The following is a 24249-nucleotide window of genomic DNA, read 5'->3' as shown; positions in this document are numbered from 1 at the left end:
TCATCGCCCTTCCCGCCTGCGCCGCTCGTATTCGAGCTGGAATTTCGCCTTCAACAGATCGCCCGGCTCGTCGGGCACGCGCTGCATCCACGCTTCCATCGCCTGCCGCCGCTCGCGCTCCTGCGGGCTCATCGCCGCCTGCGCCGCGCGCTTCGCGGCGTCGCCGTCGTTGTCCTGCTGCCGGCGCATCGCCTCGGCCATGCGCTCGCGCTGGGCCTGGTCGGCCTGCTGCTGGCCCCGGGCATCTTCCGCCTGCGGCGTTTTGCCCTGCTCGTCCGCCGAGGGCTGGCCCTGGCCGGGCTGCGGGGGTTGCGCGTCCTTCTGCTGCGACGACTGCCCCTGCTGCGACGGGCTCTGCGATGGCGGATCCTGCGACCTGCCGTCCTGCGACTGCTGCACGGGCGATGGCTTGCCCTGTTGCGTATCGGGCTTGTTCTGCTGGCCGCCACCCTGCTGCCCCGGCGGCGGCTTGCGCTTGCGCACGGCATCGACCGCGGCGCGGTTGGCCTTCGCATCGGCCATGCCTGGCGCCAGCTTCAGCGCATGGTCGTAAGCGTCGACCGCCTCGTCGTAAAGGCCCTGCCGCGCCAATGCGTTGCCCAGGTTGTACCAGCCCTGCGCGTTGTCGATGCCCTCGAAGCGACGCTGCGCGGCGGCGAAATCGCCCTTGCGGTAGGCCTCGACACCTTCGGCCAGGCGCTGGTGGTCGCGCTGGTCGGCGCGCTGCCACCAGCCTCCGCTTCCGGCTGCCTGGGCAGGCATGGCCAACGGCAGCCACAGGCACAGCACGACGGCGGCCAGTGCCTGCCGGCGCCGCCGGAATGCCAGCAGCGCGACCAGCATCAGCGGTGGCAGCAGCCAATAGCCTTCGTCCTGCCAGGTCTTGCCGGCGCCGCGACCGGGCCGGTCGCCATCGGCCGCCTGCGGTCGCAGCACGCCCAGCGACTGCAGGTCCGCATCCGTGGCCGACAGCCGCGCGTAGCGGCCGCCGCCGGCGACGGCCAGCGAACGCAGCGTGCCTTCGTCCAGCCGGGCCTGGCCGATATGCCCCTCGCGGTCGCGATAGGCGGCTCCCACCGGCGTGCCCAGTCCCAGCGCCGATACCCGGTAGCCGTTCGCGCGCAGGCGCACGGCCTCGGCCCGCGCCGCGGCATCGGCGTGGTCGCTGACCAGCAGGATCGCGCCATCGCGCGCGCTGGCCTGGTGCAGCAGGTCACCGGCCCATTCCAGCGCCTTGTCCGCCCGCTGCCCGTCCACCGGCATGATGTCCGGCGCCAGCGCGTCTAGGAACAGCGCGACATTGGCGGCATCGTCGGTGAGCGGCGCCACGGTGAAAGGTTCGTCCGCATAGGCGACCAGCGCCACGCCGCCGCCCCGGCGTTCGCGCAGCAGCATCGCCAGCTTGGCGCGCGCCTGCAGCAGCCGGCTCGGCGGCAGGTCCGCCGCGCCGGTACGGCTGGACAGGTCCAGCACCACGACCAGCGGCGTCTTCGATTCCCACAATGGCCGCTCGACCTGGCGCCAGCTCGGCCCGGCCAGGGCCAGCACCGCCAACAGCAGGCCGGCCAACAGGGCCAGCCATCCGCCGATGCCGTGCCTGCCGCCGCCCACCAGCAGGTGCGGCAGCAGGTGCGCGTCCACCGCACGGCGCCAGTCCCCGCGGCGGCGGCGCCGGTAGCGGCCACCAAGCAGCGCGGCCGGCAACAGCAACAAGGCCCACAGCCAATCGGGGCGGATGAAATGCAGGCTGTCCCAGAACGCGGTCATGAGCGACGCCCCGGCCAGGCCAGCGCCAGCATCCCCAGCAGCAGGGCCGCCGCCAGCGGCCATGCGTACCGTTCCAGGCGCGGACGCAGCGCCGGGCCGGCGCTGCGCACCGGCTCCAGGCGATCCAGCTCGGCATAGATGCCGGCCAGTTCGCGGGTATCGCGCGCGCGGAAGAACCGCCCGCCGGTTTCGTTAGCGATGCGGGTCAGCGTGTCCTCGTCGATCTGGTCCTCGCCGCCCGGGACCTGCAGGCCGAACAGCGAGAATCCGCCGGTGCCGCCGAAGGCGATGGTGTGCACGCGCACGCCTTCGGCCTTGGCCAGCTCGGCCGCCTTCAGCGGGTCGAGCACGCCGGCGGTGTTGACGCCGTCGGTCAGCAGGATCAGTACGCGCTGGCCTTCGGGCTGTTCGCGCAGGCGCTTGACCGCCAGCGCGATGGCGTCGCCCAGCGCGGTCTCGCGTCCGGCCAGCCCGACCACGCTGTCGCGCAGCTGCTCGCGCACGCTGGCGCGGTCGCGGGTCAGCGGGGTGAGCGCATAAGCCCGTTGTCCGAACACCAGCAGGCCGATGCTGTCGCCTTCGCGGCGGTCGAGGAAGTCGGCCAGCACCGCCTTGGCCGCGGTGAGCCGGTCCACCACCCGGCCGCCAAGCTGCATGTCGTCCTCGCTCATGCTGCCGGACAGGTCCACGGCCAGCATCATCTGCCGCGCCTGCCGCGGCGGCTCGACCGCATCGCCCAGTTGCTGCGGCCGCGCGGCGGCGGCACACAGGCACAGCCACGCCAGCCACAACAGCACCGTGCGCAGCGAAGGCGCGCGCCGGCGCGGCGACGCCACCTGCAGCCGCGCCGGCTCCCAGGGCACCCGCAGCGCCGGGCCGTTGCCGCTGCGCAGCGGCCACAACCCCATCAGCAGCGGCAGGGGTACGGCCAGCCACAGCCATGGCCAGGCGAATTGCGGCAGGCCGCCCAGCAGCATGTGCAGGTGTTCCATCACCGGCGCAGCTCCATCAGGCCGATGAAGCGGCTGCGCGCCAGCGCGCAGGCACGCGCGGCCGGTGCGTCGTCGACCTCGCGGCGGAACCCGCCATCGAGCAGTACCCGCCCGTCGCCCTCACTGAAATCATGGCCCTGCCCGCCATCGAGAAAGCGCAGCCACGCCTCGCCCTGCAGCAGCGCGACCTGCGGGTCGCGGTGGCGGGCCGCGCGTCGCAGCAGTTCCGATGCCATGCCGATGCGGGCGGCCGGTCCGGCCGCTGCCGCCAGCGATGCCTCGAACAGGGATTCCCAGCGCCGGCGCCGACGCTGGCGGCGCACGCGCACCGCCACGACCACCAGCAGGACGAGCAGCATCGCGGCCAGCAGCAGCCACCAGCCCGGCGCTGGCGGCCACCAGCCGGGAGCCGCAGGCAGATGCACGTCGCGCAGCGGCAGGGAGGTGCCGATCATCCGCCTCCCCTCCCCGCGGCGGCGCCCAGCCAGGCATCGCTGGCATCGTCGGAGGCCAGCACCTGCACCTGGATCCTGCGGCCCGGCAAGGCCTGGCACAGCGTTTCGACCGGGGCGACGAAGGCTTCATGCCAGGCATCGCGCATCGCCCCGCCCGCCAGGTCCAGTTCCATGCGCCCGCCGGGTGCCACCACCGGCAGCAGGCATTCCGGCGGCTGCATCTCCAGCGGATCGACCAGCAGCAACAGGCGCACGTCCACGTGCATCGACAACGCCGACCAGGTGGCCGGCGCCACGGCCAGGGCGCTGGCCGGGTCCGCCAGCACCAGCGCCCGCGCGCCCGGATGCAGCAGGCGCGTCGCGCGCTCCAGCGCCGACTGCAGGCCGGCGCCGGCGGCGGACGGCGCGTGGTACCAGCGCACCAGTGCATCGAGCACGCGCAGCACGCCGCGCATGCCGCCGGCGGGCGGCACCAGCCCGTCTTCCCGGCCGCTGCACAATGCCGCCACGCGATCGCCGTCGCGCAATGCCGACCAGGCCGCGACCGCACCGGCGCGCGCGGCCTGCACCGACTTGAAGCGCGCGCGGGTGCCGAAGTACAGCGCCGGCGCGGTATCGGCCACGAGCAGGGTCAGCCGTTCGCGTTCGGCCTGGAACGTCTTGGTATGGGTGAAGCCGGTACGCGCGCTCAGCTTCCAGTCGATGTGGCGGGCATCGTCGCCGGCGACGTATTCGCGCGACTCGGCGTACTCCATGCCACGCCCGCGCTGCGCCGATGTCGCGCGCGCGGACACGCCGCGCAGCCCATGGCGTGGGTCGCGGCCCCGCGTCGCCGAACGCCGCAGCGCGATCAGTTCTGCCAGCGAAGGCACGATGCCCTCGCCTCCGGATGGCGCAGGCGCGGCCTGTGCAGCCGCCATGGCCGCCTCGCTCCCGCGCTCCGCATCGCGCCCCGCCGCCCTCATGCCGGTCTCAGGGCAGGGGCACGCGGTCGAGCAGCGCCGCGACCAGACGCTCGCCGTCCCAGCCCTCGGCCGCCGCTTCGTAGCTGGGCAGGATCCGGTGCCGCAACACGTCCGGCGCGACCGCACGCACGTCGTCCGGCGTCACGTAATCGCGCCCCGCCAACCACGCTTTGGCCCGTGCACAGCGCTCCAGCGCGATTGAACCGCGCGGGCTCGCGCCCCAGGCGATACGGCGCGCCAGCGACGCGTCATAGGCGGCCGCATCGCGCGAGGCCAGCACCAGTTCGACCAGGTAGCGCTCCAGTTGCGGCGCCATGTGCAGTTCCAGCACCGCGCGGCGCGCCTGTTCGACCTGCTGCAGCGACAGTTTTTCCAACTGCACGGGGGCCGCATCCATCTCGCGCAGCGCGCGCTCGCGCGCCAGCCGCAGGATCTCGGTTTCCGCGCCCGCATCCGGGTAACCGATGCGTACATGCATCAGGAAACGGTCCAGCTGCGCCTCGGGCAGGGGGAAGGTGCCCTCCTGCTCGATCGGGTTCTGCGTGGCCATGACCAGGAACACCGTCGGCAACGGGTAGGTTTTCCGCCCCACCGTCACCTGCCGTTCGCCCATCGCCTCCAGCAGGGCGGACTGCACCTTGGCCGGGGCGCGGTTGATCTCGTCGGCCAGCAGGATGGGATGGAACACGGGACCGGGCTGGAATTCGAAGCGCCCTTCCTGCGGACGCCAGATATCGGTGCCGGTCAGGTCGGCCGGCAGCAGGTCCGGAGTGAACTGGATACGCGCGAAGCTGGCGTCGATGCGCGACGCCAGCGCGCGGATCGCCGTGGTCTTGGCCAGGCCGGGCGCCCCTTCCACCAGCAGGTGGCCATCGGCCAGCAGCGCGACCAGCAGGCGCTCGACCAGTACCGACTGGCCGACGATTTCGGTGGCCAGGGCATCGCGCAGGGCGATGAAGGCCGCATGCAGGCCGTTCTCGGCGACCGGCGGTTCGGACATGTGCGGGGGCAGGTTCATAGGGGCAGTTTGACCGATCCGCGATGAAATGGTTCATCGCATGAGGCCTGCACTGCAGCAGGACCCGCAATGGGAAAGGCCGCCCTGCGGCGGCCTTCCCACGATCGTCGAGCCGGAGCTGGCTCAGTGCGGCTTGGCGACGCGCAGGATCTTCGGCGTCACGAACACCAGCAGTTCGGCCTTGTCCTTGCTGCGGCCGCGCTTCTTGAACAGGTTGCCCAGGAACGGCACATCGCCCAGGAACGGCACTTTGGCCACGCTGCTGCGGTCGTTGAACTCATACACGCCACCGATCACCACGGTCTGGCCATCGTCCACCAGCACCGCGGTATTGACCTCGCGGCGGTTGATGACCGGCACGGTGCCGTAGTCGGTCACTTCCAGCATCCGGTCGACCTCGTCCTTCTTCACGTTCATGTTGAGGAACACGCGGTTGTCCTGGGTGATGGTCGGCGTCACCTTCAGTTCCAGCAGCACTTCCTTGAACTGCACGTTTGCCGTAGGCGCACCACCCGCGCCACCGCCGCCGGAAATGGTGACGTAGCCGATTTCCTTGCCCTGCTTGATCACGCCTTCGCGCTGGTTGGCGGTGACGATGCGCGGATTGGAAACCACCTCTCCACGGCCTTCCTCCTGCATCGCAGACAGTTCCACGTCCAGCGAGAAGCCGCCACGCAGCAGCGTGTAGGCGATGGCGCCGGCCGGACTCTCGGTGAACGTCTTGGCCGGCAGGTTCACGTTGAGTCCGCGGCCATCGGTCGTGTTGCCGATCGTACCGAGGGAACCGCCATAGGCATCACCGCGTCCTGCAGCATTCATGTTGTTGACGTTGACGCCGAACTTCGCACCGAGGTCACGTGCGAAGGTGTCCGTGGCGATCACGATGCGCCCCTCGATCAACACCTGGTCGACCGGCCGGTCGATGACCGCGATCAGCTCGCGCATCTGCGCGATCTTCTTGGGGATGTCGCTGACCATCAAGGTGTTGGTGCGCTCGTCGGCCACGATCATGCCGCGCTGGGACAGGAAGCCGTTCTCGCGCTGACCACCATTGGCACCACCACCACTGCCGCTATTGCCGTTGTTGCCAATCCCCTTGGCTTCGGTCAGAGCTTTGAAAATCGCTTCCGCATTGTGGTAGTTGATCTGGATGTATTCGGTCACCAGGCCTTCGCGCTCTTCCAGCGCGATGCGCGCGTCTTCCTTTTGCTGCTCGAACTTGGCCAGCTCCGGCTGCGGCGCGACCCAGATCACTCCGCCATCGCGGCGCTTGTCCAGGCCCTTGGCGCGCAGGACGATGTCCAGCGCCTGGTCCCAGGGCACGTTGACCAGGCGCAGGGTCACGCTGCCCTGCACGGTATCGGAAGCGACCACGTTGAGGTTGGACTCCTCCGCGATCAGCTGCAGCACGGTACGCACCGGCACGTCCTGGAAATTGAACGTCACCGGGCGCCCGCTGTAGCCGCGGGCGGCAACCGTCGCCGCGGCCTGCGCCACGGTCCGGGCGGTAACCGCACCGGTCGCGGCCTGCTCCTGGCGGGGCGAAATTTCCACCACGTACTCGTTGCCGGACTGGTAGGCCAGCGACTCGAACGCTCCCTGGGTGCTGAGTACCAGCTGCGAGCCATGGCCCGACGGCCTGGCGTCGATGCGCTGCACCGGCGTGGCGAAATCCACCACGTTCAGCGGACGCTGCAACTCACCCGGCAGGGTGGCATTGCCCATGTCGACCACGACGCTGTTGCCCTGCGTCCGCAGGTCGGGGCTGGCGCCCTGTCCGTCGAACTGGAGGACCAGGCGGCCGGCACCGTCGTCGCCGCGCTTGAAGTCGACCTTGGTGATCGCGACGGTCGCCGCAGGCTGCGCCGCAACGGACGGAACAGCGTCCGCGGCAAAGGCGGCGAACGGAGAGCCGCAGGCCAACGCCAGCGCAACTCCCAATGCGCGGGCATGGACCATCGCTTGGCGCCGGGCGGGACGCAGGCTCAGGGCTTTGGAAAAAGTCATCGTGCTATCCCCAATAATCATTCATCGATCGTCAAGTGCCAGCGAAGCCGGACGTTCCAGCCAGCCGCCGGCACCATCGGGCACCAGTTCAATCAGCTCAATGCCGTCCTCGCGCACGCTGGTGACGCGGCCATCGCTCTGCCCCAGGTACACGCCCGGACGGACGCGGTAGGTCACCTTGTCCGGCCCCATCACCAGCGCGACCATGCCGGCGCCGTTGCCGATCGTCCCGACCATGTCCAGGCTGTCGAGCGGAAAGGCTTCCAGCGGCTCCTTGCGCCGGTTCGGATCCGGCCGCAGCGCGCTGTTCCCCTCCGGATTGGCCCAGGCATCGCTGAACGGATCGCGCAGCCCCTGCGCCGAATACTCGAAGGTCTCGAACTGCTGCATCACCGGCAGCGGATCCAGCGGCGTGGCCGGACGCGCACGCACGTCGGCCACCCACTTCTCAAGATTGGGCGCATCGCCCGGCGTGCTGGTGATGTCGCGCGAACAACCGGTCGCGGCCAGCAGCAGAACCGCCGCACCGAACGCCCGGATGCGAAGGGAACCATTCATCACCTGCCCCCCTTCTTGCGTGCCGCTTCTTCATCGGCGGCCTTCTTTTCCTGGTCTGCCAGCTCGTTGTCGTCCAGATAGCGGTAGGTCTTGACCGTTCCCGACAATTCGAGCGCGCCGCTGCGCGCGGAGATACCGGCCTTGGGATCCCGCGGCTTCAGGTTGATGTCATGCATGGTCAGGATCACCACGCGCGGCAACGAGGCCACGCCGCTGACGAAGGCGCCGAACTGGTGGTAGCTGCCCACCAGGCGCAACGCTATCGGCTTCTCGGCATAGAACTCCTCGAGCTGTTCGTCGCCGGGCTTGAACAATTCATTGTTCAGGCCGCTGGACAGCGCCGTCTGCGATACGTCGATGATCAGGTCGGGCATCTCGGTCTTGCTGGGCAGCTGGCGCAGCATCTGCTGCAGCACCTGTTCCATCTGCGCGAGCTGCTGCTTGAGCGGCTCGAGGTTGACCGCACGCTTCTGCTCTTCCTCGAACTTGGCGCGCAGCTCCACTTCCTTGGCTTCCAGCCCTTCCAGCTCCTCCGCCGCGCCGCGGATCACCAGCAGGTAGGAAAGGCCGAGGATCAGCACCGTCAGCAGGGCGCAGAACACCAGCTTGGGGCCCTGCGGCCAGTTGCCGATGTTGTTGAGGTCCAGATTGTTGAAACCACTCTTCTTCTGGCTCACGGGCGGGCCTCCTTCTGCGCCGTGTCGGCGGCAGGGGCAGCCACCGCGGGCGCTGCCGTGGCCGGTGCGGCGGCCTCTGCTTCAGCCTGCTGCGCCGCGTTCTCGCCGGGCGCCGGCAGTCTCACCTTCAAGGTGAAGACGTAAGGCAGCGACTTGATGTCCACCGCCGAACCCGAGGTTTCCTGCGCCTTGGCCTCGATCACCGTCAACTCCGGATTGGACATCCAGCCCGAGCCTTCCAGGTTGCGCATATAGGTACTGACCCGCGCGTTGGACTGCGTGCGGCCCTCCAGCGTCAGGGTCTCACCTTCCTGCTTGAGCGCGGTCAGCACCACGCCGTCGGGAATGGTGCGCACCAGCGCGTCGAACAGATGCACCATCTGCGAACGCTTGCCCTGCAGTTCCTCGATGACCTGTTTGCGGGCGAGCAGGCGCTTCTTCTGGCTGTCGAGCCGGTCGATCTCCTTGTTCTGCTCCTTGACCTTGGCGATCTCGGCCTCGAGGTAGGCGTTGCGCTCGTTCTGGCCGCTGACCTGCCCGTCGTAATAGAAATACAGCAGCAGCGAAAGCAGCACGCCCGCGACGGCGGCCAAGCCGAGCATGGCGTAGAACTCGCGCTGGCGCTGTTTGCGCCGTTCGGCGCGCCATGGCAATAGATTGATGCGTGCCATCAGTCGAACCCCCGCAGGGCCAGGCCTGTGGCGATCATCAGGGCCGGGGCATCCTGGGCCAGCGCATGCGCCTGCACCTTCTGCCCCAGCGTCATCTGCGCCAGCGGATTGGCCACCGACGTGCTCACCCCCAGCTGCTCCTCGACCATCGTCGGCAGGCCCGGCAGCGAAGCGCAGCCGCCAGCCAGCACGATGTGGTCGACGCGATTGAACTCGCTGCCGGCATAGAAGAACTGCAACAGGCGGCCGATCTGCTGGACCGTGGCCTCCTTGAACGGCTCCAGCACCTCGACTTCATAGCTCTCCGGCAGGCCGCCCTGGCGCTTGGCCAGCCCGGCCTCCTCGTAGCTCAGGCCGTAGCGGCGCATCACCTCGTCGGTGAGCTGCTTGCCGCCGAACACCTGCTCACGGCTGTACAGGCTGCGTCCGCCGCGCAGGACGTTGAGCGTGGTCATGGTCGCGCCGATGTCCACCAGCGCCACGACGCCGTCACTGGCCACCGGCAGCTCGCTGGCCACCAGCGCGAAGGCGTTCTCGATCGCGAACGCTTCCACGTCCATGACCTTGGCCGTCAAACCGCCCAGTTCCAGCGCCGACTGGCGCAGTTCGACGTTTTCCGAGCGCGAGGCCGCCAGCAGCACCTGGACCATTTCCGGGTTGTTGGGCACCGGCCCGAGTACCTCGAAGTCCAGGCTCACTTCCTCGATCGGATACGGGATGTAGTTCACCGCCTCCAGTTCGACCTGGGCTTCCATGTCGGCCTCGTCCAGCTCGGCCGGCATCGGGATCACCTTGGTGATCACCGCCGAACCGGCCACCGCGGCCGCCGCGCCCTTGGCGCGGGTCCCCGAACGCGCCACCGCGCGGCGGATGGCCTCGCCGACCGCCTCGACCTCGACGATGTTCTTTTCCACCACCGCATTCGGCGGAAGCGGTTCCACGGCGTAATGTTCCACGCGAAAGCGGTTGCCGCTGCGGGCGAGCTGAAGCAGCTTCACCGCAGTCGAACTGATGTCAACACCGATGATCGGTGGCTGACTCTTTGGGATAAGCCCCACGGTTTCTCCCCTGCCGACGGGCACTTGGACGCATGTGTTGCGCCCGCGCATTAATAATGAATTTTTAGCGGTTGGCAACCGCTCCGCATGCAGGCCGAGAAACCCGTCACGTCAGCGAAGCCACCCCCAACTGCTTGTCCCCAGAAACGGCCCCAGCCATTCCTCGGCGTACTCTATACTCTGCGGCCACGAAATCCGCAATCGGGATCCTGCTTGATGCCCCGTTTCCGCCGCTGGCTGCGCTGGCTGCTGGCCCTGTTCGTTGCCCTGGCCCTGGTTGGCGCGATCGCCGCAGGCGCCCTCTATTACGTCGTTTCCTCGAAGCTGCCCGACGTGCAGGCCCTGCGCGAGGTGGAACTGCAGGAGCCGATGTACGTCTATGCCAGCGACGGCAAGCTGATGGCCGTGTTCGGCGAGACCCGGCGCTATCCGATCGAGATGAAGGACGTGCCCGAACGCCTGAAGCAGGCGTTCCTCGCAACCGAGGACGCCCGCTTCTACGAACACGGCGGCGTCGACTACAAGGGCATCGCCCGCGCGGTATGGCTGCTGGCCACCACCAGCGACAAGCGCGTGCCGGGCGGTTCGACCATCACCCAGCAGGTGGCCCGCCAGTTCTTCCTCAGCTCCGAATACAGCTACACCCGCAAGCTGGCCGAGATCCTGCTGGCGCGGAAGATCGAGAGCGAACTGAGCAAGGACGAGATCTTCGCGCTGTATCTGAACAAGAGCTTCTTCGGCAACCGCGCCTATGGCATCGGCGCCGCGGCCGAGTACTACTACGGCAAGAAGCTCGGCGAACTGGACCTGGACGAGATGGCCTCGCTGGCCGGCATTCCCAAGTTCCCGTCCAGCGGCAACCCGATCAGCAATCCGGAGCGTGCGCGCCAGCGCCGCGACAACTATGTCCTGCAGCGCATGGCCGACCTGGGCTTCATCGGCCAGGCCGAGGCCGATGCGGCCAAGGCGGTGCCGATGCACGCCACGCCGCATGAGCCGCCGATCGAGGTCAACGCCCCCTACGTGGCCGAGATGGTGCGCCAGGAGATGATCGCCCTGCACGGTGGCGACGTTCTCAACAAGGGCTACCGGGTCACCACCACCATCGACAGCCAGATGCAGGAAGCGGCCAACATCGCCGTGCGCGACGGCCTGCTGCTGTACGACCACCGCCACGGCTGGCGTGGACCGGAACAGCATTTCGACGTTCCGGCCGATGCCGATGCCGCGGCGCTCGCCCGCCACATCGCCGCGATTCCGTCGCAGTCCGGGCTGCTGCCTGCCATCGTTTCGGCGGTCCATGCCGACGGCAGCATCAGCGTAGTGCTGGCCAACCGGGCCGAACTGGTCCTGCCGGTGGCCGCCAGCCGCTGGACCACGCGCACCCCGGCCAAGCTGGTCGTGCGCGGCGACCTTGTCCGCGTGCGCAGCGGCGAGAAAGAAGACGAGTGGCTGATCGAGCAGCTGCCGCTCGGCCAGGCCGCACTGGTCTCGCTGGACACCGGCAATGGCGCCCTGCGCGCCCTGGTCGGCGGCTTCAGCTTCGCCGGCAACAAGTTCAACCGCGCCACCCAGGCGCGCCGCCAGCCGGGCTCGAGCTTCAAGCCGTTCCTGTACGCGGCCGCCTTCGACAAGGGCTTCAATCCGGCCTCGATCGTGCTCGACGCGCCAGTGGTGTTCCGCGACCGGCGCGGCAAGACCTGGGAGCCGAAGAACGACGGCGGCGGCTTCCGCGGCCCGATGCGCCTGCGCGAAGCGCTGGTGCAGTCGCGCAACCTGGTGTCGGTGCGCCTGCTGGACAGCATCGGCGTGGATTTCGCCCGCCGCTACATCAGCGAGTTCGGCTTCCAGGAAGCCGAGCTGCCGCCGAATCTGTCGATGTCGCTGGGCACCGCCTCGCTGACGCCGCTCTCCGTCGCGCGCGGCTACGCGGTGTTCGCCAACGGCGGCTCGCGCGTGGATACCTGGGCCATCGACGAGATCAGGGACCGCGACGGCACCGTGGTGTTCAAGGAGAACCCGGTGCTGGCCTGCCGCGGTTGCGGCGGCGCCGCCGGCACGATGCCGGCCAGCCAGGTCGTGGACGGCTTCAATTTCGGCGCCGAGGCCGCACCCGCACCGGCCAGGCCCGACGCCGTCGCCAGCGAAGCCGAAGCCAAGGCCGAGCCGGCGGCACCGGACCCCGACGCCCGCACCGCACCGCGCGCGATCGACGAGCGCACCGCCTACCAGCTGGTGTCGATGATGCGCGACGTGGTCCAGCGCGGCACCGGCACCGCGGCCAAGGTGCTGGGCCGCGAGGACGTGGGCGGCAAGACCGGCTCGACCAACGACCACCGCGATGCCTGGTTCTCCGGCTTCGGCGGCGCGCTCGCCACCACCGTCTGGGTCGGCCGCGACGACTTCCGCTCGCTGGGCTATCGCGAATACGGCGGCCGCGCAGCGCTGCCGATCTGGATCGACTACATGCGCGTGGCGCTGAAGGACGCGCCGATCGCCAGGAATGACCCGCCCTCGGGCATGGTGGAAGCCACGATCAACGGCGCCACCGAATGGATCAAGGTCGAGGATCTGGACCGGATGCAGGAATTCGACTTCGACCAGCACGACCAGCAGGCCGACGACGCCGCGTTCGATATCTTCTGACGCACGCCGGGAAGGCGGCACGGGCCGCCTTCCCGCACCGGCCCGGGTTCCGGCGCGGGCCGCCGACAACCAGGGGACGAGCGATGCCACGCCCGCTACCGAATGCACAACGCGGCAGCCGCGAGCGGCTGCTGATCGCCCAGGAAGCCGCCCGCCTGGTCCGTGAAAGCGGCATCCACGATCTCGACCAGGCCCGGCGCAAGGCGGCCGGCCGGCTCGGCATCCACGACGAAGCGCTGTGGCCGCGCCAGGCACAGGTCGAAGAGGTGCTGCGCGAGCAGCAGCGTCTGTTCGACATGGACTCCCAGCCGGCGGCGCTGCGCGGACATCGCGAATCGGCCGTGCAGGCCATGCAGTTCCTGTATGCCTTCCATCCGCGCCTGGCCGGCGCGGTGCTCGCCGGCACCGCCGATGGCGGCAGCCCGGTGGTCCTGCACCTGCATTGCGACGACACCGACGCCGTACAGCGCTTCCTGCACGAGCAGCGCATTCCCGCCGAGGCGTGCACGTCGCTGCTGCAGCTGGCCGGACAGGCATCGCGGCAACGTTATCCGGGCTGGGAATTCGCCGCCGACGGCATCGCCTTCGAATTGGTCGTGCTGCCCGAGGACGCCCTGCGCCATCCGCCGGTTTCCAGTGACGACGGACGACCGCTGCCGAGGGCGACGCTGGCGCAGCTGCGGCAGCTGCTGGAAACCCCTTCCAGCCAGAATGCCGCGGATTCCAGGTGAGGCATGCGGGTACATCGCATCGGCATCTACCGGATCGCCATCATCGCTGCGGCGGTATCCGCCGCCGTCGCGCTCGCCCTGATCCTCCCGTTTTCCCGCCGCCCCACCCTCCCGGTCGCGACGCCCTGGATTCCGCTGCCCTCCATTCCACTGGGCCAGACCGACGCTGACAGCCGTTGGCTGCTCTGGTATGCCGGCAACCGTCCACTGGAGGCGAACCTGGCCCTCCGGTGCGGGAACCCGGCGCGCGGGCGCGATACCGGCGCAGAGCTCGACACCTATTCCATCTACACAACCGAAAGCTGGGATCGGCCCTACATCCACGCGGTGCTGCAGGTGCAGGCGAGCACGATAACGGTCCGGTTCCAGACAGATGTCCCGCCACCCCGAGAACTGCCGCCACCGCCCGGGCACCCGCCGTTCGCATCCGACGCCCCGGGACCGGTCACGGTCCGCAGCCTGCCCAGGCAGCAGATGGAGGAGATCCGTGCGGCGTGGGCATCCGAGGCGCTATGGCTCTCGCCGCAGGTCGCTCCAACCGGGACGCCCGCGCCGCGGCTCGATGGCCACACCCTCTTCCTGGAGGCCTGCGTGAACGGGCACTACGCCGCGCGGAAACGCGATTCAGGGAGCGAGGAGGAAATCCGCCTGTGGCACCTGCTCCACTCTCTGCACCAGGAAGGCGCGCCCACGATGCCATGAACGAAGAACCCCGCCGAAGCGGGGTTCCTTGCTGCCGTGCAGGCGCATCGCTGCGCCCACGGACTTACTTGTAGTCGCGCACGTCGTGGCCGGTATAGACCTGGCGCGGGCGGCCGATCTTCATTTCCGGATCGACCTGCTGCTCCAGCCAGTGCGACACCCAGCCGGCGGTGCGGCCGAGGGCGAACATGACGGTGAACATCTCGGTCGGGATCTGCAGCGCCTTGTAGATGATGCCGCTGTAGAAATCGACGTTCGGGTACAGCTTGCGGGCGACGAAGTAGTCGTCCTGCAGCGCCGCCTGCTCCAGCTTGATGGCGACGTCGAGCAGCGGGTCCTTGAGGTTCAGCTGCTCCAGCACGCTCTGGGTCATCTTGCCGATGACCTTGGCGCGCGGGTCGAAGTTCTTGTAGACGCGGTGGCCGAAGCCCATCAGGCGGAAGCCGGAGGTCTTGTCCTTGGCCTTGAGCACGGCGGACTCGACGTTGTCGGCGCTGCCGATCTCTTCCAGCATCTTCAGCACGGCTTCGTTGGCGCCGCCATGGGCCGGACCCCACAGCGCGGTGACGCCGGCGGCGACCGAGGCATACGGATTGGCGCCAGTGGAGCCGACCAGACGCACGGTCGAGGTCGAGGCGTTCTGCTCGTGGTCGGCGTGCAGGATGAACAGCAGGTCCAGCGCCTTCACCACGTTCGGGTTCAGCTCGTACTTGCCGTCGGCCGACTCGAAGGTCTGCTTCAGGAAACGGCTGACGTAGTCCAGCGAGGTGTCCGGGGTGTTGGCCGGCAGGCCCTGCCCATGGCGGTAGATCAGCGACGACAGGGTCGGCACCTTGGCGATCAGGCGCACGGCGGCCTTGCGGCGCTGCTCGGCGTCGGCCAGGTCCAGCGAAGCGTGGTACTTGGCCGACAGCTGCGCGATCGAGGCAGCCAGAATCGCCATCGGGTGCGCGTCCTTGGCGAAGCTGCCGATCAGCGTGTTGATCGACGCGTCGACACCGGCCTCTTCGGCCAGCTCGGCCTCGAAGGCCTTCAGCTGCGCGGCGTCCGGGCGCTCGCCATTGACCAGCATGTAGGCCACTTCGACGAAGCTGGACTTCTCGGCCAGCTGTTCGATCGGGTAACCGCGATACAACAGCACGCCGTTGTCGCCATCGATGTAGGTGATGGCCGACTTGCAGCTGGCGGTCGCGGTGTAACCGGAATCGTAGGTGAAGAGACCGGTTTCCTTGGTCAGCTTCGAGATATCGACACAGTCGTTGCCCAGGACGGGTTTGACTACAGGCAGAACGACCGACTTGTCGCCGGCGTTGAGCGTGACCTGATCAAGATCGGACACAGTGTGCGCTCCTCAAGTGGAAGGCGCCTGTCCTGACGAGGAATGACGGGCAGGCGCGTGAAAGAAGTTCCGCGGTTTTCCACCGCGGATTCGCGCCATTATCGCACAGCAGCATTTGCCGGTTGCCAGACGAAAGTCCTATGGACGGCGCATGCCTGCGACACAGCGTCGCGATCACGCCGCCTGCGGGTACGCCGGTGTTCAGGCGGCCGGTGAACGGCATGGAAGCTCCGGCGGGAAGCATTGGCTGCATCAGCAATGCCGCCGGCGAACGACTGCCATGGAATGACAGGCACACCGAAGCAGCCGGCGCGGTTGCTGCGTCAGCTTGCGGTTGGCGCACGGCTCGCCGCCATGGAAGAAGGCGGCAACAAAACAGCGGCCGCGCAAGGCGCGGCCGCTGCTCGGGCGAAACGACAGCTTCCGATCAGCGCGCGTAGCGCTTCTGGAACTTGTCGATACGGCCGCTGGTGTCGATGACCTTGTGCTTGCCCGTGTAGAACGGGTGCGAGGCCGAGGAAATTTCGACCTTGATCAGCGGGTACTCTTCGCCGTCTTCCCACTTGACTGTGTCCTTGGAGGACATGGTCGAACGGGTCAGGAACTTGAAATCGGAGGTGACGTCGTGGAACACGACGTTGTGGTAATCGGGATGAATATCGGCCTTCATGGGCTCACACCGTGTGGGCTGGTGGTCAAGAGCGGCATTATAGTCCCGGCTCGCCCGCGGGGGCAAGCCGGGAATGCAGGAAATCAGGAAACCAGCCCCAACGCCCGCTGTACCTGGCGTTCGAAGCGCTCCCGGTCGTAGCCGATCAGCAGGGTGGTGTTGTCCGCAGCGCCGGTCTGGCGGTTCCAGTCCACCACGGTGGCGCCGCGGGTGCGGCCACCGGCCATCTCGATCGCCAGCGGGCGCCGCTCCACCTTCGTCGCGCCTTCCGGCTGCAGCGCCCAGGCCATCGCCAGCGCATCGGCCGCGTACCAGTATTCGCCGCGACTGTCCTCGGACCACAGCCGGGTCTGGCGCGAGATCAGCTCGTAGAAGCGCGCCTTGTCGGTATCGGCAGCCAGCCACTGCTCCACGTTCCGGTGCAGCAGGCCATGGGCCACGGTGGCTTCCCAGTCGGCCACTTCGATGTGCGGGAAGGCGGTGAACACGATGTGCGCCGCTTCCGGGTCGAACGCGATGTTGAACTCGGCCACCGGCGTGATGTTGCCGTGGCCGGTGATCGCCCCGCCCATCACCAGGAAGCGCTTCACGCGCTGCGGCAGGGTCGGATCGAGCTTGAGCGCCAGCGCGATGTTGGTCAGCGGCCCCAGCGCGACCAGCAGCAGCTCGCCGGCGTGCTGGTGCGACAGGCGCAGGATCGCCAGCGCCGCGTGCTCGGCCTCCACCGCTCGCGCGGCGGCAGGCAGTTCGACATCGCCGAAGCCGTCGCGGCCGTGCACGTGGGCGGCGTCCTCGGCCGGGTATACCAGCGGATCGGGAGCGCCGGCGAACACCGGCACGTCCTCGCGGCCGGCCACTTCGCACAGCTTCAACGCATTGCGCACGGTGTAGTCCAGGCCGACGTTGCCCGCCGCCACCGTCAACCCGACCACGTCATGGCGTTCGTCGGCAAAGGCCATCAACAGCGCCAGCGCATCGTCCACGCCCGGGTCGGTATCAATCAGCAACGGAATCTTCTTGCTCATCTCATGCTTGTCTTCTGGTCGGCCATGGAGTCTGGCACCTCCGTCATGACAGGGGAAGCATCGCGGCCGGACGCTCCCCGCAAGCACCCGCGGAGCGGAGCAGCGATTCGCTGGAACGGTCGCCGGCCAAGCCCGGCCGGGCGCCGCCCGGCGCTACGGAGCCGTTGCGGCCCACCAATCTGTAGAGCGGGGCAACGCCCCGCTGAAGCTCTCCCGGCCAAGCCCGGCCGGGCGCCGCCCGGCGCTACGGAGCCGTTGCGGCCCACCAATCTGTAGAGCGGGGCAACGCCCCGCTGAGGCTTTTCCGGCCAAGCCCCGCCAGGCATTGCCCGGCGCTACCCGAGCGCCGTGATCTGCCGCGCCCGTTCAGGCCGAGGCGTAGCGCGCCGCGCCGCCCACCCAGCGCGCGACGACACGGTCGGCAACGGCCGGCGCTTCGGCCAGCAGGTGTTCGGCCAGGGCATGCACGCCCGGCAACATCGCCGCGTCGCGGGCCAGGTCGGCGATGCGGAACGCGGCCAGGCCGGTCTGGCGGGTGCCGAGCAGTTCGCCGGGACCGCGCAGTTCCAGGTCCTTTTCGGCGATCACGAAACCGTCATTGGTCTGGCGCATGGCCTCCAGCCGCTGCCGCGCCATCGCCGACAAAGGCGCCTGGTACATCAGCACGCAGCTCGACGCGGCGGCGCCGCGCCCCACCCGCCCACGCAGCTGGTGCAGCTGTGCCAGGCCCAGGCGCTCGGCGTTCTCGATGATCATCAGCGAGGCATTGGGCACGTCGACGCCGACCTCGATCACCGTGGTGGCGACCAGCAGGCCGGTCTCGCCGGCCTTGAACGCGCGCATCGCCGCCTGCTTCTCGGCGGCCTTCATGCGCCCATGCACCAGCCCGACGCGCACGCCCGGCAACTGCGCCGACAAGGCCTCGAAGGTGGCCTGCGCGGCGACGGCTTCCATGCGCCCCGCGTTCGCTCCGGGCTTTCCGTCCTCGTCGTCGCTCTCGTCGATCAGCGTACACACCCAGTAGGCCTGGCGCCCCTGCGCGCAGGCCAGGCGGATGCGCTCGACCAGTTCAGGGCGGCGTTCTGCGCTGATGACGATGGTCCGTACCGGGGTGCGCCCGGGCGGCAGTTCGTCGATCGCCGATACGTCCAGGTCGGAATACGCCGCCATCGCCAGCGTGCGCGGGATCGGGGTGGCGGTCATCACCAGCTGGTGCGGCACGTTGCGGCCGTCGGCGCCCTTGTCGCGCAGCGCCAGCCGCTGGTGTACGCCGAAGCGGTGCTGTTCGTCGACGATGGCCAGCGCCAGGTCGTGGAAGACCACGCTGTCCTGCATCAGCGCATGCGTTCCGACCACTACCTGCGCCTGCCCGGAGGCGATGTCCTCCACTACCTTCGCCCGCGCCTTGCCGGTGACCTTGCCGGCCAGCCACGCCACGCGCACATCCAGCGGTTCAAGCCAGCCGCGCAGGTTGGCCAGGTGCTGCTCGGCGAGCAGTTCGGTCGGTGCCGCCAGCGCCACCTGCTTGCCCTGCTCCACCGCCAGCATCGCCGCCAGCGCCGCCACCACGGTCTTGCCGGATCCGACATCGCCCTGCACCAGCCGCAGCATCGGGTGCGGGCGCGCGAGATCCTCGCGGATCTGCGCGAATACGCGCTGCTGCGCGCCGGTGAGCCGGAACGGCAGCGATTGGCGCAATTGCCGCACGCGCTTGTCGCCGCCCTTCAACGCAGGTGCGTGGTGTTGCTGCAGGGCGATGCGCTGGCGGCGCAGGCTCAGGTGGTGGGCGAGCAGCTCTTCCATCGCCAGCCGCCGCTGCGCCGGATGCGTGCCGGCGCCAAGCGCGGCCACGTCGGCATCGGCGGGCGGGCGGTGCATGGTCAACAGCGCCTGCCGCAGCGACGGCAGGGCCAGTCCGTCGAGCAGGTGCGCCGGCAACAGCTCCAGCGCGGCCTCGCCGGGCAGGCGTTCCAGCGCCTGCCCGATCAGCTTGCGCAGGGTCGCCGGGCCGATGCCTTCGACGACCGGATAGACCGGATCCAGCGCATCGTCGAGGCCGGCTTCCTCGCCATCGCCGAGCATGCGGTAACTGGGGTGCACGATCTCCAGCCCGTGCTGGCCGGGGCGCGGGGTGCCATAGCAGCGCAGGCGCGCGCCAACCGCGAACTGCGCCACCTGCGCGGCGCGGAAATGGAAGAAGCGCAGCACCAGGGTGCCGCGCGAACCATCCTCCACCGCTACCCGCAGCATCGGCCGGTAGCGGAAGCCCCGCTCCACCGCGACTACCCGCCCTTCGACCTGGGCGGCGGCGCCCGGCTGCAGCGCGGCGATGGCGCTCAACCGGGTGCGGTCCTCGTAGCGCAGCGGCAGGTGCAGCCACAGGTCCTGCAGGCTGCCGATGCCGCGCGCCTGCAGCTTGGCGGCCACCGCCGGGCCGACGCCCGGCAGCGCCGTCACCGGCGTTTCGCCATTGGCCGCCAGTGCGGGGGCGGCCGGCCGGGTACGCGCCATGCGTGGAGATCAGTCCAGGATCATCACCGCATCGACCTCGAACGCCGCGCCCTTGGGCAGGCCCGACACTTCGATGGTGGAGCGGGCCGGGAACGGCGCCTGGAAGTATTCCTGCATCACCGCGTTGACCTTGGCGAACTCGCCCAGGTCGGTCAGGTACAGGCCCAGGCGCACGATCTTGTCGAACGAGCCGCCGGCTTCCTCGGCCACCGCCTTGAGGTTGTCGAAAGCGCGGCGCGCCTGCGCGGCGACGTCGCCGGCGACGATGTCGCCGGTGGCCGGGTCCAGCGGGATCTGGCCGGAGAAGTACACGGTGTTGCCGGCGCGCACGGCCTGCGAGTACGGGCCGATGGCGGCCGGCGCATTGGCGGTGTTGATGATCTGGCGGGACATGGGGAGCTCCGGTTGGGATAAAGACGGGCCATTGTACCGTCCGCTCCCGGCGCATCGGCTCCCGTGCGCTGCGGGGCAATACCCCGGCAGCGCGATGCTGGACAATTCTTCACCACCTCTCGCGGATGCCCGCCCTGCAATGCGCACGGACGGTTATCCACAGGTTGTCGGCATGGCGTTGCACATCGCTTGTGGAGAACCCGCGGCCCATGCGGCAATCCGGGGGAGCGGCTGCATTTGATATGGGTTCGCCGGTAAAGCCCAGCGGGGCGTTGCCCCGCTCTACATCTGTGGCGCCGGGCAACGCCCGGCGGGGCTTGGCCGGTAATGCCCCAGCGGGGCATTGCCCCGCTCTACAAGGCGGTGCGGGTTCGGTTGCGCGGGGCAGCGCCCGGCGGGGCTTCCCCGTAGAGGCCACGGCGGGGCGTTGCCCGCCCTACCCGTTGGCCGCGCTCATTGGCGGCGTACCGCCTGCACCACGCTCAGGCGGCGCAGCCGCCGCATCACTTCGGCCAGGTGGTTGCGGTCGCGCACCTGGATGTTGAAGCACAGCACCGCCGCGTTGAAATCGCGGTCCAGGTAATCCACGCGCTCGATGTTGGACTGGCTCTGGGCGATGGCCGCCGCCAGCTGCGCCAGCACGCCGGTGCCGTTCTCCACTTCCACCACCAGCGCGGTGTCGTAGTCGCCGACCACGCTGCTGTCCCAGCCGATCGGCACCCAGCGCTCGGGCGACTTGCGCAGCTCGGCCAGGTTCGGGCAGTCCATGCGGTGCACCACGATGCCCTTGCCGGCGGTGTGGTAGCCCATGATCTCGTCGCCCGGGATCGGCTGGCAGCAGCCGGCGAAACTGACCACGCCGCGCTCGCTGCCGTTGATCAGGATCTTCTCCTGCGCGCGCTGCGTGGTGCCGCCGGCGCGCGGCTCGCCGTGCGCCATCAGCGCCTGCGCGGCCTGGGTCGGCATCCAGTTGCCGAGCGCGACATCGGCCAGGAAGGCCTCCAGGCGCGGGTAGCGGTGCTCGGCGAGGAAGGCGTCCAGCCGGCCCTTGGGCAGGCGTTCGATCGAGCTGTCCATCGCCTCCAGCGCGCGGTCGAGCATGCGGTGGCCAAGCTGCACCGCGTCCTCGTGCTCGAGCTGCTTGAGCTGGTGGCGGATGGCGGTGCGCGCCTTGGAGCTGACCACGAATTCCAGCCACTGCGGCTTGGGCGTAGCCGAGCGCGCGGTGATCACTTCCACCGTCTGCCCGCTGACCAGCCGGGTGCGCAATGGCACCAGCTTCTTGTCCACGCGCGAGGCCACCGCGCGGTTGCCGACGTCGGTGTGCACCGCATAGGCGAAATCCAGCGCGGTGGAGTTGCGCGGCAGGGCGAGGATCTTGCCCTTGGGCGTGAACAGGTAGACCTCGTCCGGGAACAGGTCGACCTTGACGTTGTCGAGGAATTCCAGCGAGGAACCGGCCGAGCGCTGCGAATCGATCAGCTCGACGATCCACGCGTGGGCGCGGCTCTGTGCGCTGTTGGGCGTATCGCCGCCGAACTTGTAGGTCCAGTGCGCGGCCACGCCGCGTTCGGCGATCAGGTCCATTTCCTCGGTGCGGATCTGCACCTCGATCGGCGAGCCGTAGGGCCCGAACAGCACCGTGTGCAGCGACTGGTAGCCGTTGGCCTTGGGAATGGCGATGAAATCGCGGAAGCGCCCGTCCAGCGGCTTGAACGCCGCATGCACCGCGCCCAGCGCGTGGTAGCAGCTGGGCACCGAACGCATCACCAGGCGGAAGCCGAACACGTCCATCACCTGGTCGAAGGTTTTGTTCTCCTCGTGCATCTTGGTGTAGATGCTCCAGGGGGTCTTGATGCGGCTGATCAGGCGGTGCTCCAGGCCCTCGCGCGCCAGCCGCTGCGACAACTGCACCTCCACCTGCGCCATCGCCTCGCGGCGTACCACCGGCTGGCTGCGGATGTGCTTTTCCAGGATCGCGTGGCGCCACGGGTACAGCGCCTTGAAGCCCAGGTTCTGCAGCTCGGACTTGATCAGGCTCATGCCCAGGCGCTGGGCGATGGGCGCATAGATGTCCAGCGTCTCCATCGCGATGCGGCGCCGCGCTTCGGCGCTCTGCGCGCCGAGCGTGCGCATGTTGTGCAGGCGGTCGGCCAGCTTGATCATGATCACGCGCAGGTCGCGCGACATCGCCAGCAGCATCTTGCGGAAGCTTTCCGCCGCCGCTTCCTGGCGGTCGCGGAAGCGCAGCTTGTCCAGTTTGGTGACGCCCTCGACCAGCTCGGCCACGGTCTGCCCGAACTGTCCGGCCAGCTCATCGTGGGTGAGCGGCGTGTCCTCGATGGTGTCGTGCAGGATCGCCGCGACCAGCGCTTCCACATCCAGGCCCAGCTCGGCCAGGATGCCGGCCACGGCGACCGGATGGGTGATGTAGGGTTCGCCGGACTTGCGGGTCTGGCCTGCGTGCGCGGCCGCGCCCACTTCCCAGGCGCGGCGCAGCATCGGCAGCTGCTCGGCGGGCAGGTAGCTGGCTGCGCGTTCGAGTTGGAGTACGTAGTCCGGCACCGCGCCACCCGCGGACGCAGCGACCTGGGCAGAGGGGCCTGGGTTCATGCTTGGAAGATATGCCAGCGGCAACAACACGGCAACGCCGGAGACGCGACACCGCTCCCGCGCTGTCGCCCCGCGGTTTGCATTGCAAACCGAGAGCCCCGTCTTCCGCTCACCCACGCCCCGCCGCTTCGCGGCGCCTCCTGACTCAGGGGACTTTCCTCCAGACGCATCCGGGGGACGGGTTTCCAGGGTGGCGGATGCCCGGAAAGCAGACAGCCCGCACGCGGCGGGCTGTCGGTGCACAACGATGATCGGCAGGCGATCAGTCGTCGTTCTTGGACATGTCCTCGTCGGCGACGACTTCGGCGGCCGCCCATTCCAGCGCTTCGCGCTCAGCGCGCTCGCGCTCGGCCTTCTCGACTTCCTCGATCAGCGCGTTGTCGATCTTGCGGGCGGCGATCTCGCGCAGCGCCAGCACGGTCGGCTTGTCCTCGGTCTCGCTGTTGTCGAGGGTCGCCTGCACGCCGTTGGCCAGCTGGCGGGCGCGCTTGGACGCCATCATGACCAGCTCGAAACGGTTGTTAACGACTTCCAGGCAATCTTCTACGGTAATGCGGGCCATGCGAGCTCCCGGCGACCAGCAGCGGCCGCTCGATCGGATGAGGGAAAGGGCGTGGATTGTACAGGCCGGCACCCGGGAAAATCAAATCGCGCCCCAGGCCAGCCCTTTGGAATCAATCAGTTGCCGTTCGGGAAAGCCCGTGGGACCGGCCCTCCGGCCGGCTTCGCCCTGTCCCGCCCATCCCGGCGCAGCGCCGCCTCAGTCCAGCAGCGAGCGGATCAGGCCGTCGTGGCGGACCTGCTGCTGCGCCCGCCGCAGGCGGCTGGCGGTGAAGATGGCGCACATCTCGTCGACCGCGGTGTCGAACACCTCGTTGACGATGACGTAGTCGAATTCGTCGTAATGCAGCATCTCCTCGCGCGCGGCGGCCAGACGCTGCGCCATCACCGCTTCGCTGTCCTGGCCGCGCTTGCGCATGCGGTCGTCCAGCGCCTGCTTGGAGGGCGGCAGAATGAACACGCTGACCGCGTCCGGCACCTTCTCGCGCACCTGGCGCGCACCCTGCCAGTCGATCTCCAGCAGCACGTCCTTGCCGGCGGCCAGCTGCGGCTCCACCGACTGCCGCGCGGTGCCCTTCCAGTCGCCGTGCACGCTGGCGTGCTCGAAAAAGTCGCCCGCGGCGATCATCCGCTCGAACTCGGCGGCGCTGACGAAGTGGTAGTGCCGGCCGTTCTCCTCGCCCGGGCGCATCGCCCGCGAGGTGAAGGAAATGGACAGCGCGATCTGCTCATCGCGCGCCAGGGTGGCGTTGACGATGCTGCTTTTGCCGGCGCCGGAGGGTGCCGCGACGATATAGAGGGTGCCACGCATCGCGCGGATCTCCGGTCGATGGTTCGGGCGGCGCACGATAACCAGCCCGGGCCGCCGCTGCAAATGCCGGGGCCGGCGG

Annotated in this window: 20 protein-coding genes and 1 pseudogene; 3 read left to right on the top strand and 18 right to left on the bottom strand. The window is 69.0% G+C overall.

Annotated features, from left to right (window positions below; all coding sequences use genetic code 11):
- From ABB22_RS06310 to ABB22_RS06265, 10 genes and pseudogenes are all read right to left on the bottom strand, one after another.
- Nucleotides 1-1767: a VWA domain-containing protein gene (locus tag ABB22_RS06310; RefSeq protein WP_055771576.1), complete on the bottom strand. Its 1767-nt coding sequence runs from the start codon at nucleotides 1765-1767 to the stop codon at nucleotides 1-3.
- The gene (locus ABB22_RS06305) at nucleotides 1764-2759 is read right to left on the bottom strand and encodes a vWA domain-containing protein (protein ID WP_055771579.1); all 996 of its coding nucleotides are present in this window, start codon (nucleotides 2757-2759) and stop codon (nucleotides 1764-1766) included. Before ABB22_RS06305 ends, ABB22_RS06310 begins: the two co-directional genes overlap by 4 nt.
- Entirely contained in the window at nucleotides 2759-3214 is a 456-nt protein-coding gene (locus tag ABB22_RS06300) for a DUF4381 domain-containing protein (protein WP_055771582.1), read from the bottom strand. Before ABB22_RS06300 ends, ABB22_RS06305 begins: the two co-directional genes overlap by 1 nt.
- Complete coding sequence (locus ABB22_RS06295) at nucleotides 3211-4134, bottom strand: DUF58 domain-containing protein (RefSeq protein ID WP_055771585.1); 924 nt, start codon at nucleotides 4132-4134, stop codon at nucleotides 3211-3213. The genes ABB22_RS06300 and ABB22_RS06295 overlap by 4 nt, the downstream gene beginning before the upstream one ends.
- Nucleotides 4135-4186: 52 nt before the next feature.
- Nucleotides 4187-5197 (bottom strand): AAA family ATPase, encoded by a 1011-nt coding sequence (locus ABB22_RS06290; RefSeq protein WP_055771588.1) that lies wholly within the window; start codon nucleotides 5195-5197, stop codon nucleotides 4187-4189.
- Nucleotides 5198-5320: 123 nt separating this feature from the next.
- Nucleotides 5321-7204, bottom strand: coding sequence for a type IV pilus secretin PilQ (locus ABB22_RS06285; RefSeq protein ID WP_055771590.1), 1884 nt, complete (start codon nucleotides 7202-7204; stop codon nucleotides 5321-5323).
- Between the two features lie 21 nt (nucleotides 7205-7225).
- Entirely contained in the window at nucleotides 7226-7762 is a 537-nt protein-coding gene (locus ABB22_RS06280) for a pilus assembly protein PilP (RefSeq protein WP_055771594.1), read from the bottom strand.
- On the bottom strand, nucleotides 7762-8439 hold the full coding sequence (locus ABB22_RS06275) for a type IV pilus inner membrane component PilO (RefSeq protein ID WP_055771597.1): 678 nt from the start codon (nucleotides 8437-8439) through the stop codon (nucleotides 7762-7764). Before ABB22_RS06275 ends, ABB22_RS06280 begins: the two co-directional genes overlap by 1 nt.
- Nucleotides 8439-9110 (bottom strand): annotated as a pseudogene (locus ABB22_RS06270) (PilN domain-containing protein); the annotation flags it as partial. The gene ABB22_RS06275 and the pseudogene ABB22_RS06270, both read right to left, overlap by 1 nt.
- Nucleotides 9110-10168, bottom strand: a complete 1059-nt coding sequence (locus ABB22_RS06265; protein WP_055771603.1) for a pilus assembly protein PilM — start codon at nucleotides 10166-10168, stop codon at nucleotides 9110-9112. The pseudogene ABB22_RS06270 and the gene ABB22_RS06265, both read right to left, overlap by 1 nt.
- A gap of 216 nt (nucleotides 10169-10384) precedes the next feature.
- Here ABB22_RS06265 and ABB22_RS06260 point away from each other — a divergent pair, with 216 nt between their 5' ends.
- The 3 genes from ABB22_RS06260 to ABB22_RS06250 all read left to right on the top strand — a co-directional run bounded on the left by ABB22_RS06260 (nucleotide 10385) and on the right by ABB22_RS06250 (nucleotide 14247).
- Nucleotides 10385-12814 carry a penicillin-binding protein 1A gene (locus ABB22_RS06260; RefSeq protein ID WP_055771606.1) on the top strand — a complete coding sequence of 810 codons (2430 nt, stop codon included), beginning with the start codon at nucleotides 10385-10387 and terminating at the stop codon, nucleotides 12812-12814.
- 83 nt (nucleotides 12815-12897) lie between these two features.
- The gene (locus ABB22_RS06255) at nucleotides 12898-13545 is read left to right on the top strand and encodes a hypothetical protein (protein WP_055771610.1); all 648 of its coding nucleotides are present in this window, start codon (nucleotides 12898-12900) and stop codon (nucleotides 13543-13545) included.
- 3 nt (nucleotides 13546-13548) lie between these two features.
- Nucleotides 13549-14247, top strand: coding sequence for a hypothetical protein (locus tag ABB22_RS06250; protein WP_055771613.1), 699 nt, complete (start codon nucleotides 13549-13551; stop codon nucleotides 14245-14247).
- Between the two features lie 64 nt (nucleotides 14248-14311).
- Here the strand turns inward: ABB22_RS06250 and ABB22_RS06245 are convergent, their stop codons facing one another.
- From ABB22_RS06245 to gmk, 8 genes are all read right to left on the bottom strand, one after another.
- A complete protein-coding gene (locus tag ABB22_RS06245) occupies nucleotides 14312-15586 on the bottom strand; it encodes a citrate synthase (protein ID WP_055771615.1) in 1275 nt (424 codons plus the stop codon).
- A gap of 427 nt (nucleotides 15587-16013) precedes the next feature.
- Entirely contained in the window at nucleotides 16014-16256 is a 243-nt protein-coding gene (locus ABB22_RS06240) for a type B 50S ribosomal protein L31 (protein WP_054667367.1), read from the bottom strand.
- Between the two features lie 83 nt (nucleotides 16257-16339).
- Nucleotides 16340-17281 (bottom strand): nucleoside hydrolase, encoded by a 942-nt coding sequence (locus tag ABB22_RS06235; protein WP_055771618.1) that lies wholly within the window; start codon nucleotides 17279-17281, stop codon nucleotides 16340-16342.
- A 366-nt stretch (nucleotides 17282-17647) separates the two neighbouring features.
- Nucleotides 17648-19792 (bottom strand): ATP-dependent DNA helicase RecG, encoded by a 2145-nt coding sequence (gene recG / locus ABB22_RS06230; protein WP_055771620.1) that lies wholly within the window; start codon nucleotides 19790-19792, stop codon nucleotides 17648-17650.
- 9 nt (nucleotides 19793-19801) lie between these two features.
- Entirely contained in the window at nucleotides 19802-20185 is a 384-nt protein-coding gene (locus tag ABB22_RS06225) for a RidA family protein (RefSeq protein ID WP_055771623.1), read from the bottom strand.
- Nucleotides 20186-20638: 453 nt separating this feature from the next.
- The gene (locus ABB22_RS06220) at nucleotides 20639-22798 is read right to left on the bottom strand and encodes a RelA/SpoT family protein (RefSeq protein ID WP_055771626.1); all 2160 of its coding nucleotides are present in this window, start codon (nucleotides 22796-22798) and stop codon (nucleotides 20639-20641) included.
- 262 nt (nucleotides 22799-23060) lie between these two features.
- Complete coding sequence (rpoZ, locus tag ABB22_RS06215; protein ID WP_054667378.1) at nucleotides 23061-23360, bottom strand: DNA-directed RNA polymerase subunit omega; 300 nt, start codon at nucleotides 23358-23360, stop codon at nucleotides 23061-23063.
- 198 nt (nucleotides 23361-23558) lie between these two features.
- Complete coding sequence (gene gmk / locus ABB22_RS06210; protein ID WP_055771629.1) at nucleotides 23559-24170, bottom strand: guanylate kinase; 612 nt, start codon at nucleotides 24168-24170, stop codon at nucleotides 23559-23561.
- Between the last annotated feature and the right edge of the window lie 79 nt (nucleotides 24171-24249).

It is taken from the genome of Stenotrophomonas nitritireducens, from assembly GCF_001431425.1.
Classification (GTDB): Bacteria; Pseudomonadota; Gammaproteobacteria; order Xanthomonadales; family Xanthomonadaceae; genus Stenotrophomonas; species Stenotrophomonas nitritireducens.
Note: the sequence above shows the minus strand (reverse complement) of the source record. Positions and strands in the feature narration are given on the sequence as shown.

Excerpts from the sequence above, each read along its gene's own strand:
- ABB22_RS06310 (WP_055771576.1), bottom strand. The coding sequence starts at position 1,767 with ATGACCGCGTTCTGGGACAGCCTGCATTTCATCCGCCCCGATTGGCTG.
- ABB22_RS06305 (WP_055771579.1), bottom strand. The coding sequence starts at position 2,759 with ATGGAACACCTGCACATGCTGCTGGGCGGCCTGCCGCAATTCGCCTGG.
- ABB22_RS06300 (WP_055771582.1), bottom strand. The coding sequence starts at position 3,214 with ATGATCGGCACCTCCCTGCCGCTGCGCGACGTGCATCTGCCTGCGGCT.
- ABB22_RS06295 (WP_055771585.1), bottom strand. The coding sequence starts at position 4,134 with ATGGCGGCTGCACAGGCCGCGCCTGCGCCATCCGGAGGCGAGGGCATC.
- ABB22_RS06290 (WP_055771588.1), bottom strand. The coding sequence starts at position 5,197 with ATGAACCTGCCCCCGCACATGTCCGAACCGCCGGTCGCCGAGAACGGC.
- ABB22_RS06285 (WP_055771590.1), bottom strand. The coding sequence starts at position 7,204 with ATGACTTTTTCCAAAGCCCTGAGCCTGCGTCCCGCCCGGCGCCAAGCG.
- ABB22_RS06280 (WP_055771594.1), bottom strand. The coding sequence starts at position 7,762 with ATGAATGGTTCCCTTCGCATCCGGGCGTTCGGTGCGGCGGTTCTGCTG.
- ABB22_RS06260 (WP_055771606.1), top strand. The coding sequence starts at position 10,385 with ATGCCCCGTTTCCGCCGCTGGCTGCGCTGGCTGCTGGCCCTGTTCGTT.
- ABB22_RS06255 (WP_055771610.1), top strand. The coding sequence starts at position 12,898 with ATGCCACGCCCGCTACCGAATGCACAACGCGGCAGCCGCGAGCGGCTG.
- ABB22_RS06250 (WP_055771613.1), top strand. The coding sequence starts at position 13,549 with ATGCGGGTACATCGCATCGGCATCTACCGGATCGCCATCATCGCTGCG.
- ABB22_RS06240 (WP_054667367.1), bottom strand. The coding sequence starts at position 16,256 with ATGAAGGCCGATATTCATCCCGATTACCACAACGTCGTGTTCCACGAC.
- ABB22_RS06235 (WP_055771618.1), bottom strand. The coding sequence starts at position 17,281 with ATGAGCAAGAAGATTCCGTTGCTGATTGATACCGACCCGGGCGTGGAC.
- recG (WP_055771620.1), bottom strand. The coding sequence starts at position 19,792 with ATGGCGCGTACCCGGCCGGCCGCCCCCGCACTGGCGGCCAATGGCGAA.
- ABB22_RS06225 (WP_055771623.1), bottom strand. The coding sequence starts at position 20,185 with ATGTCCCGCCAGATCATCAACACCGCCAATGCGCCGGCCGCCATCGGC.
- ABB22_RS06220 (WP_055771626.1), bottom strand. The coding sequence starts at position 22,798 with ATGAACCCAGGCCCCTCTGCCCAGGTCGCTGCGTCCGCGGGTGGCGCG.
- rpoZ (WP_054667378.1), bottom strand. The coding sequence starts at position 23,360 with ATGGCCCGCATTACCGTAGAAGATTGCCTGGAAGTCGTTAACAACCGT.
- gmk (WP_055771629.1), bottom strand. The coding sequence starts at position 24,170 with ATGCGTGGCACCCTCTATATCGTCGCGGCACCCTCCGGCGCCGGCAAA.